This is a genomic window from Streptomyces sp. NPDC047072 (genome assembly GCF_040643855.1).
GTDB lineage: Bacteria > Actinomycetota > Actinomycetes > Streptomycetales > Streptomycetaceae > Streptomyces.
The window spans coordinates 69,673-83,867 of the sequence record NZ_JBEYVC010000019.1 but is presented as its reverse complement, the minus strand read 5'-3'; the positions used below and the strand labels follow the sequence as shown (position 1 = coordinate 83,867).

14 protein-coding genes are annotated in these 14,195 nt (G+C 72.3%); all 14 read left to right on the top strand.

Going from position 1 to position 14,195, the window contains the following annotated elements; all coding sequences use genetic code 11:
- Nucleotides 1-70 precede the first annotated feature (70 nt).
- The 14 genes from ABZ896_RS11610 (at nucleotide 71) to ABZ896_RS11545 (ending at nucleotide 14,020) form a co-directional block, all read left to right on the top strand.
- Nucleotides 71-1,027, top strand: coding sequence for an MBL fold metallo-hydrolase (locus tag ABZ896_RS11610; protein WP_360925706.1), 957 nt, complete (start codon nucleotides 71-73; stop codon nucleotides 1,025-1,027).
- A 308-nt stretch (nucleotides 1,028-1,335) separates the two neighbouring features.
- Nucleotides 1,336-1,857: a hypothetical protein gene (locus ABZ896_RS11605; protein ID WP_360925703.1), complete on the top strand. Its 522-nt coding sequence runs from the start codon at nucleotides 1,336-1,338 to the stop codon at nucleotides 1,855-1,857.
- A gap of 488 nt (nucleotides 1,858-2,345) precedes the next feature.
- The gene (locus ABZ896_RS11600; protein WP_360925700.1) at nucleotides 2,346-2,930 is read left to right on the top strand and encodes a hypothetical protein; all 585 of its coding nucleotides are present in this window, start codon (nucleotides 2,346-2,348) and stop codon (nucleotides 2,928-2,930) included.
- On the top strand, nucleotides 2,885-3,847 hold the full coding sequence (locus tag ABZ896_RS11595; protein WP_360925697.1) for an ATP-binding protein: 963 nt from the start codon (nucleotides 2,885-2,887) through the stop codon (nucleotides 3,845-3,847). The genes ABZ896_RS11600 and ABZ896_RS11595 overlap by 46 nt, the downstream gene beginning before the upstream one ends.
- Before the next feature lie 20 nt (nucleotides 3,848-3,867).
- The gene (locus ABZ896_RS11590) at nucleotides 3,868-4,557 is read left to right on the top strand and encodes an SAF domain-containing protein (protein WP_360925694.1); all 690 of its coding nucleotides are present in this window, start codon (nucleotides 3,868-3,870) and stop codon (nucleotides 4,555-4,557) included.
- Nucleotides 4,557-5,372, top strand: coding sequence for a hypothetical protein (locus tag ABZ896_RS11585; protein ID WP_360925691.1), 816 nt, complete (start codon nucleotides 4,557-4,559; stop codon nucleotides 5,370-5,372). Before ABZ896_RS11590 ends, ABZ896_RS11585 begins: the two co-directional genes overlap by 1 nt.
- Nucleotides 5,373-5,386: 14 nt before the next feature.
- Entirely contained in the window at nucleotides 5,387-6,961 is a 1,575-nt protein-coding gene (locus ABZ896_RS11580; RefSeq protein WP_360925688.1) for a CpaF/VirB11 family protein, read from the top strand.
- The gene (locus tag ABZ896_RS11575) at nucleotides 6,958-7,899 is read left to right on the top strand and encodes a type II secretion system F family protein (protein ID WP_360925685.1); all 942 of its coding nucleotides are present in this window, start codon (nucleotides 6,958-6,960) and stop codon (nucleotides 7,897-7,899) included. The genes ABZ896_RS11580 and ABZ896_RS11575 overlap by 4 nt, the downstream gene beginning before the upstream one ends.
- Nucleotides 7,896-8,792 (top strand): type II secretion system F family protein, encoded by an 897-nt coding sequence (locus ABZ896_RS11570; RefSeq protein ID WP_360925682.1) that lies wholly within the window; start codon nucleotides 7,896-7,898, stop codon nucleotides 8,790-8,792. The genes ABZ896_RS11575 and ABZ896_RS11570 overlap by 4 nt, the downstream gene beginning before the upstream one ends.
- Before the next feature lie 18 nt (nucleotides 8,793-8,810).
- Entirely contained in the window at nucleotides 8,811-9,011 is a 201-nt protein-coding gene (locus ABZ896_RS11565) for a hypothetical protein (RefSeq protein ID WP_360925679.1), read from the top strand.
- On the top strand, nucleotides 9,008-9,430 hold the full coding sequence (locus ABZ896_RS11560) for a TadE family protein (RefSeq protein WP_360925677.1): 423 nt from the start codon (nucleotides 9,008-9,010) through the stop codon (nucleotides 9,428-9,430). The genes ABZ896_RS11565 and ABZ896_RS11560 overlap by 4 nt, the downstream gene beginning before the upstream one ends.
- Nucleotides 9,430-9,879: a TadE/TadG family type IV pilus assembly protein gene (locus ABZ896_RS11555; protein WP_360925674.1), complete on the top strand. Its 450-nt coding sequence runs from the start codon at nucleotides 9,430-9,432 to the stop codon at nucleotides 9,877-9,879. The genes ABZ896_RS11560 and ABZ896_RS11555 overlap by 1 nt, the downstream gene beginning before the upstream one ends.
- A gap of 11 nt (nucleotides 9,880-9,890) precedes the next feature.
- On the top strand, nucleotides 9,891-10,343 hold the full coding sequence (locus ABZ896_RS11550) for a hypothetical protein (protein WP_360925671.1): 453 nt from the start codon (nucleotides 9,891-9,893) through the stop codon (nucleotides 10,341-10,343).
- Nucleotides 10,344-10,345: 2 nt separating this feature from the next.
- A complete protein-coding gene (locus tag ABZ896_RS11545; RefSeq protein WP_360925669.1) occupies nucleotides 10,346-14,020 on the top strand; it encodes a LysM peptidoglycan-binding domain-containing protein in 3,675 nt (1,224 codons plus the stop codon).
- The last annotated feature ends 175 nt before the right edge of the window (nucleotides 14,021-14,195 follow it).

Below are 14,195 nucleotides of genomic sequence, written 5' to 3'. Positions count from 1 at the left end.
TCCGGCGGCTGGATTTCCGGCCGGGCCGCCTGCACCGCCACAATGCATGCCCATGACACAGAGTTCTGACATGAAACTGATAGCAGACGGCGTCGCCGCGTGGCTGCCCGGGCAGTCCGCGGCCTGGGGGCTCGCCAACTGCGGTCTGATCACGTCCCAGGACGAGGCCCTTCTCGTCGACACTCCCTACACGCCGGCACTGACCGACACCTTCCTCGACGCGGCCCGCGCGATCACCGGCCCGGGCACCCGTCTGAACAGGGTGGCCGTCACCCACGCCAACGGCGACCACACCTGGGGTCTGCAGCAGCTGCCCGGCGCCGAAGTCCTCGCCACGCACGCCGTCCTGGAGCACCAGTGCCTGGAGCCGGCTCCCGAGCAGCTTCAGACTCTGACCCGTGACACCGATCCCGGCCAGCCCCTGGGCTGGTACTTCCGGACCCACTTCGGACGGTTCGACTTCTCCGGCATCCAGGTCGTGGCTCCGACCGACACCTTCACCGGGCGCCGGGACCTGCAGGTGGGCTCACTTCCGGTGGAACTGCACGAGGTCGGGCCGGCCCACACCGTCGGCGACCTGATGGTTCACCTCCCCGAGCAGCGGGTGGTCTTCGCCGGCGACATCGTCTTCCACGGCGATCACCCCTCCCACTGGGCCGGGCCCCTGGAGAATGTCTCGGCGGCCTGCGCGCGGATTCTCGCGCTCGACCCCGAGTGGATCGTGCCCGGCCACGGACCGCTCATGACGCCCGAGGACCTGCGCGCCTACGTCGGCTACATCGACGATCTGGCGGACCAGGCCTACCTGATGCACGGCCAGGGCCGTACCGCCGTCGAGGCGGCCCGCCTGCTGATCGAGGAAGACCGCTATCCCGGCCTCGGCCTGCCGGAGCGCCTGGTCATCACCCTGAGCACGGAGTACCGCCATCTCGAGAAGGACGGCACTGCACCGAACCTGGTGGAGCTGGTGGACCACGCGGCACGCATCGCCTGGGAGCGCACCGCGGCGCAGACGCCCGCCTCGTGAGCCGCCCCGGGCCCATGCCGTTCCGGCCGGTGGAACGAGGAGACCGACCTCTGTTCCGATCATTGAAATAAGAACTGCATTCCTTGCCGCGCCGGTTGCCCTCGCGTGCACCGGCGCGGTGGACTACCGGCGTCGGCGCGCCGTGCACGCACGGAGAACGCCGCCCAGGCACGGAGGGCACTCCCACGCCCTGTGATGTGCGCGGTCGAGCAGCACCCGTTGCTGGACTCGATTCCGGCTGCCGCCGCCGGCCCCCCGGCGGCGGCACCCCCGGCACCCGCTCGCAGTCGCCCCGCCCCGGGAGAGTCATGTCCCCTACCGCCCTGCCCGTCCCCGCGCCCGTCCCCGAGTTCCTGGCTCCGCGCATCGAGGCCGTCCGCCTTGCCATCCGCTCCGGACAGCCGCAGCAGGCCCTGGACATGGCGCGGGCCATCAGCGGCGAACTCGCCGACAGCCACGGCCCCCTGCACGTCTACACCCTGCATGCCCTTGAACTCGCCGCCTTCTGCGCTCAGATGGCCGGCCGGCCCGCGGACGCCACCGAGACGTCGCTCCAGGCCGCCGCGGGCTTCCACCGGCTCCTGGGCGCCGGGCACCGCCACGTCGAGCGGCAGATCCGCAACGCCGCCGCTCACTGGCTCACGGTCAGCGACCTGGCCGACGCGGTCCGCACCGGTACCGCTTTCCTTGCTCTGCTGCAGTCGCTCGACCGCCCCCACCCCGCCGCGGTCTTCGTGGAGCGGCGTCTTGCGGCCATCACCGGCCCTGATCCGCGGGCGGCCGAGCTGGCGCTCCGCGCGCATGGCCCCGCCCTGCTGATCCGGCCCTGAGCTCTTGAGCGCATACCGGCCAACCGCCAAAGGACGGCGGCATATACCGGAAAGCGGTCTACCGGAAAAAACCGGGACTGGCTGGCGTGATCTAGGTGTCCAAGAATCGGCGACGGACTGATCGCGTTGTGGGAGACGCGATGTCCTGGACCGCGAGGGGGAATTCGCGTTGAACCACAAAGGAGCCGCAGTCGCTCCCATCGGCGCCGCCGTGCCCTGGGCCCGGCGGGCAAGGGCTTGCCGTACGCGCACGCCGGGACGGACTGGCGCCGCGCAGCGAGCGGCGGCCGAGGCCACACCTTTCACGGATAGCCCGCCCCACGACCGGCCGGAATGCAGCGCCTGCCTTCCGACCGTTCTCGTAGGCTCGCCGGGTCCTGGTCCGGCGTACGTGACCATGCGCGAGACGCGGTAGAGGCATCTCTCCGCGGCCTCGTCTCATGGCCCGTACGTCAGCCCGCACCCGACATCCGAAAGGGACATACCCGATGGCATCGCCCCTGCAGCCCCGTTCCCGCGTCCTGCGTCTGGCCGGATCCGTCCTTACCTGCGCCGTCGCCACCGGCCTCCTGGCCGGCTGCGGCGGCGATGACACGAAGAGCGCTTCACCCACGCCCTCCACCAGCGCTCCCGTGTCCACGTCGCCCTCGGCAAGTGACGCGGACCAGGCGGCCAAGGACGACGTCCTGGCCGCGTACACGAACATGCGCGAGATCCAGATCAAGATGGCCGCGGACGGGGATCTGCACACCCAGGACCTGGCGAAATACGCCAAGGGCGATGCCGCGGCGGAGCTGAAGAAGTCCGTCCTGCGCAACCGGTCGCTGGGCATCAAGTTCACCGGCCGCCCGGAGATGGACCCCCAGGTCACCTCCGTCGACACGCAGAAGAAGACCGCCACGCTCAGCGACTGCTTCGACGCGACCAAGTGGACGCCCGTCTACACGAAGTCCGGCAAGCCCGTCGAGCTGGCCAAGCAGCGTCTGAAGTACCCCGTCACGTCCCAAGCCACGCTGGAGGGCGACACATGGCTCATCACGAAGATCACCGCAGACCGAACGAAGGGCTGCTGATACGCGGTGCCCGCGCGACGGGTGCCCTCGCCGTCCTGTTCGCCCTGCTGCCCTCCGGCATGGCCTACGCGAGCGGAGGCGACGGCGGCGCCCACGGCTGCTCGGACGTGGATGTCTGCGTCGACGCCGGCACCCCCGGCAGCTCCGGAAGCGGCGGCAGCAGCGGAAACGGCGGCGGGACGGGCAGCAGCAGCGGCAAGGGCGACGGCATGTGCAAGCTCGTCGACGACAGCGAGATCCCCTGCGCCCCCGGCTACAACCCCGCGGACCGGTGCTTCTACCAGCTGATGGACCCCCAGCCGCCGTCCGGGCCGGGACACACCGACATGAACGGCGCCGACACCAGCGGTCCGGGCGCCTTCTACATGAAGGACTGCATCGTCAACGACGTCGGCGGGATCGTCTGGCTGACCACGCCGCCGGCCACGATCCTGCCCGATCCGGAGGAACTCGCCCGCCAGGCGCGCGACAAGATGACCCTGCTGGGCGCCGACATCGGCTCCGCCCCGGGCCCCAACTCGCCCGGCCTGGTGGGTGTTCCGGTGTGGCTGTGGAACACCAAGAGCGACACCACCTGGGGACCCAACAGCGCCACCGCCGCCGTGCCGGGCCTGTCCGTGACCGCCACCGCCCGCGTCACCAAGATCACGTATTCCATGGGGGACGGCGGCTCGGTCACGTGCACCACGGCGGGCACGCCGTACAAGAAGTCCTACGGCGGCAAGTCCTCGCCGGACTGCGGCTACCGCTACACGAAGGTCTCCACCGACCAGCCGGGCGGGAAGTTCACCGTCACCGCGACCAGCACGTGGGAGATCACCTGGCAGGCCTCGACCGGTGCGGGCGGAACGCTTCCCGCCGAGGTCCGTACGTCCACCACCACAGCGCGCGTCGGCGAGCTGCAGGTCGTCAACTAGCACGAGGAAACGCAACAACGATGTCTCGTACCAAGGAGCAGGCGGCCCCCGAGCAGGGACGCGCCCAGGCCCCGGCACCGCTGCCGATCACCAACGACGCCCCGCGCAGCCGGCGGCGCCCGGTGGTCGTCGGGGCCGGTCTGGCTCTGGCGGCCGTCGGCGCGCTCGTGTCGGTGTGGATGGTCAACGAAGCCGGCGACAAGATCGCGGTCGTCGCGACCCGTCACGCCATCGCCGCCGGCGACACCATCACCGCCTCCGACCTGGTCACGGCGGAGATATCCCGCGGCTCCGGGCTGCACTCCGTGGCCGCCGCCGATTCGGGCGAACTCGTCGGCAAGCGGGCCGCATCCGACCTGCCGGAAGGCGTTCTCGTCACCCAGGACTCGGTGAGTTCCGCCTCTTCCGTGACCAAGGGCAAGTCTGTGGTCGGCATCCTGGCCAAGCCCGGCCAGCTGCCCGTGCAAAAGCTCCACACCGGTGACAAGGTCACCGTGGTCCACACCCCACAGGACGGCAGCGCCTCGGCTACGTCCAGCAAGCCCGGCTCGGATCCCGACAGCCTGCCCGCCGTGGTCTCCCGGGTCGGTTCCCCCGACGCCAACGGCGCCGTCGTCGTCGACGTGGCCGCCGCCGAGGTCAACAGCACCTCGCTCGCCGCATGGGCCGCCGCCGGCGACGTCGCGATCGTGCTCGAGGCGGACAGCTGATGGCCATCATCGCGCTGGCCTCCGGCAAGTCCAGCGGGGTCACGTGCTCGGCGCTCGCCCTCACGCTGTCCTCGCCGCGCCCCTCCCTCCTGGTCGAGGCCGACCCCGCGGGCGGCACCATCCGCGCCGGCTACCTCGCCGGCGAGGGAACCGCGCAGGTGGGCCTGCACCGGCTGGCCTCGGCCGACCGGCAGGGCACCCTGGCCCGGGAGTTCCGCCACCACTGGATCTCCCTGGACAAGGAGCACTCGGGCAACCGCATGCTGCTGCCCGGCCTGACCGCGCCGACCCAGGCCCCCTCCATGGCCCGCACCTGGGAGAGCATCGCCGAACTGCTGTCGGTCCTGGACGGCCAGGGCTTCGACGTCATCATCGACGCCGGCCGCATCGTGGCCGAGTCCGAGACCCACCTCAGCAGCCGCTCCTACCCCGCCCCCCTGCTGCGGGCCGCCGACGCCGTCCTGCTCGTGGTGCGTTCCACCCAGGCCTCCGTCGTCGCCGCCGCGCCGGCCGTCCGGGTCCTGAAGGAGGACCTGGCGAGCAACGGCACCGGCGCCGACGCGCTGGGCCTGCTGGTGATCGAGGAAGGCGGCGCCTCCACCAGCAACGTGCAGCAGTGGCTGCAGACCCCCGTGGTCTGTGCCCTGGACTTCGACCCCGACACCGCGGACGTGTTCACCCACGGCCAGGCGCGGCTGCGCCGCACCGCCAAGGGCCTGCTGCGCTCCGCCCGTTCCGCCCATGACCGTCTGCAGGAGGTCGTCACCCGGCGGCGCATCCAGCTCTACCCCGCGCACTACGGCGCCCGGGCCTGAAGGAGGGCAGCATCATGACCGACATCCGACCTGAACGCGTTCCCCCTGCCCTTCACGATCTGGACGCCCTGTTCGAGCAGCGGCTCCAGCAGCGCAGCACCGCCCCGGACGCCGACGGCCCCGCCCTGCGCGCGGTGGCCTCCCCCGCCGCCGTGCCCACCACGCCCCTGGCCTCGGGCGGGCAGGGCCCGGGCATGCTTCCGGTGGGCTACGAGGTGATCGCCGAGCTTCGCCAGCAGGCCAGCTCCAAGATCGGACAGGCCAGCGCGGCCGACGGCACCATGACCGGCCAGGACCAGCGCCAGCTCGGCCTGAAGATCATCAGGGAGACCGTCAGCGAGTGGGCGACCCGCTACGCGGCCACCACCGCCACGGCGCTGACCGACGCGCAGGAGACCCAGCTGCGCCAGGCGGTGTTCGACGAGCTGTTCCGCGCCGGCCGCCTGCAGCCGCTGCTGGACAACCCGAACGTCGAAAACATCCTCATCAACGGCGACCGGGTCCGCGTCGACTTCGCCGACCGGCCCAGCCAGCAGTGGGACCCGATCGCCCCGAACGACCGCGAACTCGTACGGCTGATCAACCACATCGCCCGCATGCAGGGACAGGGCGAACGCGCGCTCACCCCCGCCACCCCCAACCTCAACATGCGCCTGGGCGACGGCTCCCGCCTCGCCGCCAGCTACCTCATCACCCCGCGCCCGCAGATCGTCATCCGCCGCCACCGCACCCGCGGCCAGGGCCTGGACGACCTCGTCAAGTGGGGCACCATCGACAGCACCCTGGCCGACTTCCTGCGCGCCTCGGTCAAGGCCCGCAAGAACATCGTCATCGTCGGCTCCCAGGGCGCCGGCAAGACGTCCCTGCTGCGCGCCATGGCCCGGGAGATCCCCCGCACCGAGCGCGTGGGCACCCTGGAAAGCGAGTACGAGCTCTACCTCCACGAAGACCCCGACGGGCCGGAGGTCATCGCCTACGAGGGACGGGAGAGCAACGGCGAACGGGGCCCGGACGGCAAGCCGCTGGGCGAGCTGACCCTCTCCGACCTCTTCCCGCAGCTGCTGCGCATGTCGCTGCGCCGGATCATCGTCGGCGAGGTCCGCTCCAAGGAAGTCGTGCCGATGCTGCACGCCATGAACACCGGCGAAGGCGGCTCGATGTGCACCCTGCACGCCGAGACCGCCCAGCTGTCCGCGGAGCGGCTGGTCACCTTGTGCCTGGAAGCCGGCATCGGCATGTCCGAGGCGCTCGCCTACCGCCTGGTCGCCCAGGCGATCGACCTCGTCGTCTACATCCGTCTGGTCGACGAGACCGAACTCGTCGACGCCGGCGGGCGGTCCGGACGCAAGCACCGCTTCGTCAGCCACGTCATGGAGATCACCGGCATCGGCGAGAACAACCGCCCCAGCCACCAGATGGTCTTCGCGCCCCGCGAGCAGGACGGCATCCGCGAACCGCGCGCCGTCCCCCAGCAGATGCCCAGCCCCCGCTACCTCTCCGACATCGAACGCGCGGGCTTCGCACGCCACGCGCTGACCCGGGCGTGGGGCACCTGGAGCGAGCGCCTGGAGACGGTGATGCCGCTGTGAACATCGACCTCGACGCCCTGATCGCCGCGCTCGCCGCCGTCGCGGCAGTGGCCGGCGTCTTCATCGCCGCAGCCGGCCTGACCGGCTGGGCCGACCGGCCCGCACACCGCCGCAGCCGCGCCCGGCAGCGGCTGCGCGCCCTGCTGGGCCTGGACAACCAGCCCGGCCCCGTCGTCTGGTGGGCCCGCTCCAGCACACGCCTCACCGCCGCCCTCGTCGCGGGCCTCGTGGTCTGGCTGTTCAGCCGGTGGCCCATGGGCGGACTGGTCACCGCCGTCGTGGTCATCGGCCTGCCCTGGCTCCTCAACCCCGGTGCCAACGCCACCCGCGAGATCGCCCGGCTCGAAGCGGTCGAGGAATGGGTGCGCCGCCTGGCGGACATCCACACCGTCGGCGTCAGCCTGGAGGCGAGCATCCAGCGCAGCCTCCAGACGGTGCCCGCCGCCATCAAGGACGAAGTCACCCTCCTCGTCTCGCGGATGTCCGCCGGCTGGCACCCGGCCGACGCCTACCGGGCCTTCGCCGACGAACTCAACGACGCCACCGCCGACGAGGTCGTCGCCCTCATGATCCTGCACGTCGAGGACCGCGGGGCAGGCCTCAGCCGCGCGCTCAACGAACTCGCCTCCGGCCTGTCCTACGAAGTCCTCTCCCGCCGCGAGATCGAGGCCGAACGGCAGAAGCCGCGGACCAACGACCGCTGGGTGACCGGCTTCTGCCTGGTGATCTTCGGACTGTCCATGCTCTCCACGGCATGGGCCGAGCCGTACTCCACCGTCATGGGCCAGCTCGTCCTGACCGTGCTGGTCGCGGCGTTCATCGTCGTGAAGATCTGGATGCGGCGGATGGCCATCATCGAGCCCACCCCCCGGTTCCTGACCGCCCAGGACCGCGCGGGCGGCACCACCACCCTGACGCTCGTGAAGGAGAGTGCATGATCTCGCCGTTCGCGGTCCTCGGCGGCGCGGCCGCCGGCGTCGGACTCGTCGTCGCCTACCGGGGCCTGGCCCCCGGCCGCCCCGACGTGGGCGACGTCATCTCCCGCATGGACGCCAGCCGCCTGGAGAACCTCCAGCCGGTACGCACCACCGCCCCGGCCGGCGGCCTGGACAAACTCGGCGCCGCGCTGCTGCGCTCGGCCGGCGAAGGCACCCTGCGCCTGCCGCGCCAGGAACTGGAACTCATCGGCCGCAGCCCCACCCGGCACGTCGGCATCAAAGTTGCCCTCGGCCTGTACGGGCTGGTGCTGCCCGCGCTGCTGCTCTCCGTTGCCGCCGCGGCCGGCTACCCGATGCCCTTCCCCGTGCCCGCGCTCGCCGGGCTGGTCCTGGGCGTGCTGTTCTGGTTCGTCCCCGACATCCACGTCAAGCAGCAGGCCGTCGAAGCCCGCGCGGACTTCCGCCACGCCATCAAGACCTACCTGCGCCTGGTCCAGCTCGAGCGCGCCGCGGACGCCGCCCCGACCCAGGCCCTCAAGCGCGCGGCGGAAGTCGGCGATGGCTGGGTCTTCGTCAAGATCCGCGACGCCATCACCCGGGCCGAACTGGAGGGCATCAGCCCCTGGGAGGGCCTGCGCCGCCTGTCGGAGGAACTCGACGTACCCGAGCTCGGCGCCCCCGCAGACATCATCTCGATCGCCGGCGAAGAGGGCGCGGCGGTCGGCGAGACCCTCGGCGCCCAGGCCCGCTCCCTGTCCGGAGCCCTGGTCACCGCCGCCAAGGCCAAGGCGAACAACGCCTCGGAAAAGATGGTCATGCCGGTCTCCGCCCTCGTCGTGATCATGACCATCTACATCGGCTATCCCGCCCTGACGCGGATCATGTCCGCCTGACAACGACAAGGAACCACCGTGCTCAACGACCCCATCCTCAGCCTCCTCGTCACCCGCGCCCGTGCGGAGGCGGCCAAGCTGCGCGCCCTCAAGGACGAGGACCGCGGCGGCCTGTCCATCGAAGCCATGATCATCGTCGGGTCGCTGGTGGGCATCGCCATCGTCGCGGCCGCTGTGCTGCTGACGAAGGTCAACGAGAAGGCAGACCAGATCAAGTGACCCGAACCGGACGACAGGCCGGCCGGTGGCTGCGCGCCGTCGCTGCGCGCAGCTCTGCCCGCGACCGCGGCGCTCTGTCCCTGGAGCTCATGGTCATCTTCCCCGTCGTGCTGATGCTCATCCTGCTGACCGTGCACGCCGGCCTGTGGTGGCATGCGCGCAACGTGGCGCTGTCCGCGGCGCAGCAGGGAGTCGAAGCGGCCCGCGGCCGCGGCTCGAGTCTGGACGCCGGCACGAGGGAGACCCGGGACTTCCTCAGCCGGGCCGGGGGCAGCATCTCCGGCGCCCACGTCAGCGGCAGCCGGGGCCAGAGCGTGCGGATCACCGTCACCGGGCACGTCGACACCCTCATCCCCGGGGTGACGCTGCCGATCAGCCAGCACGCCCAGGCCGCGACCGAACGCATCACGGAGCCGTAGTGACCATCCCCGCCCTGCGCCGGCGAATGGGCGTCCCCGACCGGGGGGCGCTGTCGCTGGAGGCCATGATCCTCTTCCCGGTGCTGATCCTGGTGCTGCTGCTGGTCGTCGCCTTCGGACGGATCCAGGCCTCGGGCAACGCCGTCGACACCGCGGCACGCAACGCCGCCCGGGCCGCCTCGCTCGAACGCGACGCCGGTGCCGCGCGCACCGCCGGCACCGACGACGCCCGCGCCGGGCTGCGCGACCAGGGCCTGTCGTGCACCGCGGTGTCGGTCGACATCACCACCGACGGGTTCGACGCCCCGCTGGGCACGGCCGCCACCACGACCGCCACGGTGAGCTGCACGGTGCGCCTCTCCGACATCGGCATGCCAGGCATGCCCGGCTCCAAGACCCTGACCAGCAGTTTCACCAGCTCGATCGACTCCTACCGCCAGCGCGACTGAAACAGGAAGCCATGACCGCCGCCCGCCCCACCCCTGCGTCCCCTCGCCCGGCCGCCGCGCACCCGCGCTGGTGGCGGCGGGACGACGGCGCGCTGTCGCTGTTCGTCCTGGTGACGATCGTCGGGCTGTTCGCCGTCGCCGCCCTGGTCGTCGACGGCGGCGGCAAGCTGCGCGCGCTCAACAACGCCGAAGGAGTGGCCAACGAGGCCGCCCGCGCCGGCGGGCAGGCGATCGACGCCGGCAAGGCCATCGCCGGTGAGGGCGTCGTGGTCGACCGCAACGCCGCGGTGGCGGCCGCCCGGTCCTACCTGTCCCGCGCCGGTGTCAGCGGGAGCGTGACGGTCAGCGACGACGGGGCCTCCCTGGACGTGACGGTCCACGAGACCTACTCCCCCGTCTTCCTGCCGGGCGGCGGCTGGTCCGTGACCGGCACCGGCCGGGCCGACCTGGTCTACCGGGGGTAACGATGAAGACCCGCAGCAAGTCCGCCGCCTTCGCCCGCGGTCTGCTCTCCCTGGCCGCCCTCCTGCTCCTGCTGGCGGCCGTCCCGTACGCCCTGTTCCACATCGGGGTCCTGCCCCACCACGTGCCCTCCGCCGGCGAGATCACCACCGCCCTGACCGAGCAGGACACCGGGCAGCTCTTCCTCGGCGCGATCACCCTGATCGGCTGGTACGGCTGGCTGTCCTTCGCGCTGTCCGTCGTCCTGGAAGCCGCGTCCTTCGCCCGGCACCGCAAGGCCCCCCGGCTGCGGATGCTCAGCGGGACCCAACGGCTGGCGGGCATCCTGGTCGGCGGCATCATCCTGCTGCTGCCCGCCAGCGGCGCTTTCGCCGCTCCCGCCTCCGCCGCGCCCCAGACCGCCGCGACGGCCACCGTCACACCCGTGGCGAGCACGGTGGCGTCCGCTGCCGCCATGGCCGAGCAGACGTCGGCCGTGCAGAGCGCGCACACCGGCCCGGTCCACCATGTCAAACCGGGCGACACCCTGTGGGACATCGCCGAGCAGCGTCTGGGAAGCGGCCTGCGCTGGCGGGAGATCGTCGAGGCCAACCAGGGCGTCACCCAGCCCGGCGGAGAACATCTGACGGAGGACACCACCGTCCTCCAGCCGGGCTGGACCCTGCGCCTTCCCTCCGACGCTACGCCCGAGGCCTCCGCCGACGAGGGCGGCGCGCGGACCCAGAACGACAGGACAGCCGCTCACGACACGGAGCACACGGTCCGACCCGGCGAGACTCTGTCGTCCATTGCCGAGGACGAACTCGGCAACGCCGACGACTACCCTGCGATCGCCGAGGCCAACGACGGCGTACGCCAGAGCGACGGCCGGGCCCTGACCGATCCGGACATGATCTACCCGGGCTGGCAGCTGAAGATCCCCGAAGCTCACGCGCCCGCGGACGACCGTGCGGACACGGCCGCTCCGGAACACGACCGCGGCAGCCAGCAGCAGGAACCCACGCCCGGCCACCCCCAGCCCGACCAGGACGAGCAGCACAGCCAGGGCACCAGCCAGCCGACCGATGGCCCGGACGAGAAGGCCACGCAGACCCCGGCGCCACAGGAGTCCGGGCGGCCGGCCCCCTCGGCACCGGCCGCACCCGACGCCTCCGCGCAGCCCGCCCCCCAGCACGACACCGGCTCCGGCGAGTCGGGCGTGCGGACGGTCGCGGCCGCCGGAAGCATCCTGGCGGCCGCCGTGCTCGCCGTCCTCGCCACCCGCCGGGCCCGGCAGCAACGTCGGCGGCGCGCCAAGCGGCGCATCCCCATGCCGTCCGGCGCGGTCGCGGACTTCGAGAAGCAGCTGCGCGCGGCCTCCGACATCACCGGCATCGCGCTCGCCGACCGGGCCCTGCGCACCCTGGCCGCGCGCTGCCGCGAAGCGGGCCGGCCGCTGCCCGAGATCGAGGCGATGCGTATCGCCGCGCGCGGAGTCGAGCTCCATCTGGCCGCCGCCACCGCGCCGGTGGCGCCGTTCGCCGAGCGTGAGGGCAACCCGATGGTGTGGTGGTGCCCGGCCCGCGGTGCCGCCCTGCTGGACGAGGACGAGGCCGCCGACGTCACCCCGCCCTATCCCGCGCTGGTCAGCCTCGGCGAGACCGAACAGGGCGACGCGGTCCTCGTCGACCTGGAGAGCATCGGCCTGCTGCGGCTGTCGGGCAGTGCGTCCGACGTGCGCGCGGTCATGCTCGCCCTCGCCGTCGAGCTGGCCTCCTCCAAGCTGGCCCCCGCCACGCAGATCGTGCTCGCCGGAGCCGGCAGCGACCTGCCCCACCTCTACCCCGACCAGATCGACCACCACACCGACCTGGCCACGGCCACCGCCGAGCTCCAGGCCCACGACACGTTCCAGCGCGAGGCCCTCGATGACGGCGGACACGACCACCTGCGGGCCGCACGGCTGAGCGAGGAGACCGGCGGGGACACCTGGATCCCCCGTATCCTGTTGTCCACCGCCCCTGCCGCCGGCCGGGCCGCCACCGCGCTCGAGGACCTGCTCGTCTCACGGCCCCGTACATCGGTCGCGGTCGTCACGGCGGCCGCCGCGGACCTCGATCTTCCCGGCGCGTGGACCCTGCCCGCGCAGCCGGGTATCGCGGTCGAACTGCCCGGGCTGGACCTGGCGGTCAAGCTGCAGTACCTGGACGACGCGGCCTACGACCGGCTCGTCCAGCTCCTGGCCACCTCCAGCCGCACCGACGACGTGCCCCCACCCGCATGGACCGGGCACACCGGCGCCCACCACAACGGCCCCCGGGCCGCCATCGGCACCACCACGGAGTCCTCCGCCCTCGCCCCCGAGACCTCCTGGAGCACACCGTCGCCGGCCCAGGTTCCCGCCCAGGCGGGGGACTTGAGCACCGCCCTGCCCAGCTTCGGCTCCCTCGCGCCCGCCTTCACCCCCGAGGACCCCACCCCGGCCGAGGAGACGGGCGACAGCGCGCTGTCCGACGCCGTCGCCGGCCCCTCCCACGCTACAGACGGCAACCCCGGCGGCGACCCGAACGGCGACGCCATACCCGCCGAGCCCGCCATCGCCGGCGAGGACCAGCCGGAAAGTGACGAAGAGGCCTCCGCGCTCGGCGCGGCGGTGTGGGACGGTGCCGAGCCCACCGACGCCGCCGAGCCCACCGACGCATTCGACTCGGTCCTCGGCGAGGTACTCGCCGAACGCGACACACGCGCACCGGACGACGGCGGCGAGGACGGCGAGATGGAGGAGTCCGGGCTGTCGGCGGCCACGCGCGGCGAACCCGAGCAGGAGCCGGCGGTGAGCGGGACCCGCATCGTCCCGCGCCCGAGCGCCGCGACGTCCACCGTGCTCGCGGCGCTCGCCGCGCCGCCGCCCGCCACGCCCGCCCCGCAGGTCCAGGTCCTCGGCCCGGTCTCCCTGGTGGGCGCGCGCGGCCGGATCGGAAGCAACCGCCGCAACAGCCTCATGGAGATCGCCGCCTATCTCGTGCTGCACCCGGGCCTGGGACGCCAGGACCTCGACGACGCGATCTGGCCCGGGATGCGCATCAACGCCGAGACCCGCAACACCGCGATCAGCCGGCTCCGCTCCTGGATGGGCCAGGACCCGCGCCTCGAACCCTCCGACCCGCAGGCCGCCTACCTCCCCCCGATCAAGGGCGGGATCTACCAGTTCCGCGCACCCGTGACCTCCGACTGGGACAGGTTCCGCGAGCTGTACCAGCAGGGCATGCACCACGACGGACAGGACGCCGAAATCGCGCTCGCCCAGGCCCTCGCACTGGTCCGCGGCAGGCCCTTCGCCGACGTCGACCCCTCCAAGTACACCTGGGCCGAGGCGGACATCCAGGAGATGATCAGCGCGATCGTCGACGTCGCCCACGAGCTCGCCGAACGGCGCCGCCAGGTACGCGACTACCGCGCAGCCGCCCAGGCCGTCACCAAGGGCATGCTCGTCGACAACCAGTCGGAGCTGCTCTACCGGGACCTGTTCACCATCTGCCACGAGATGGGCGACCGCGAGGGACTGGAACGCGCCGCCCACCAACTCGCCCGCATCAACGCCGAGGAAGGCATCGACTCCTCCCCCGAGACCGTCGGCCTGCTGCGCACCCTCCTCAAGGGCGAGCGCCACCAGCCCGCTTGGGGATCCGCCGCCTCATGAAACGCACCGTCAGATTCACCGCCCCGCGGTGTCACACGGCACCGCTCCCCCGCACCTGTAGAGAGCGAGGAGCCTCCTCGGGCACCCATCCGACGAAGGAGACCGCGCGCATGATCCGCCGCCGGCCGCACGCCGCCGCCCCGCCCTGCGGGGCCGAAGCCCCCAGCGGGCACGC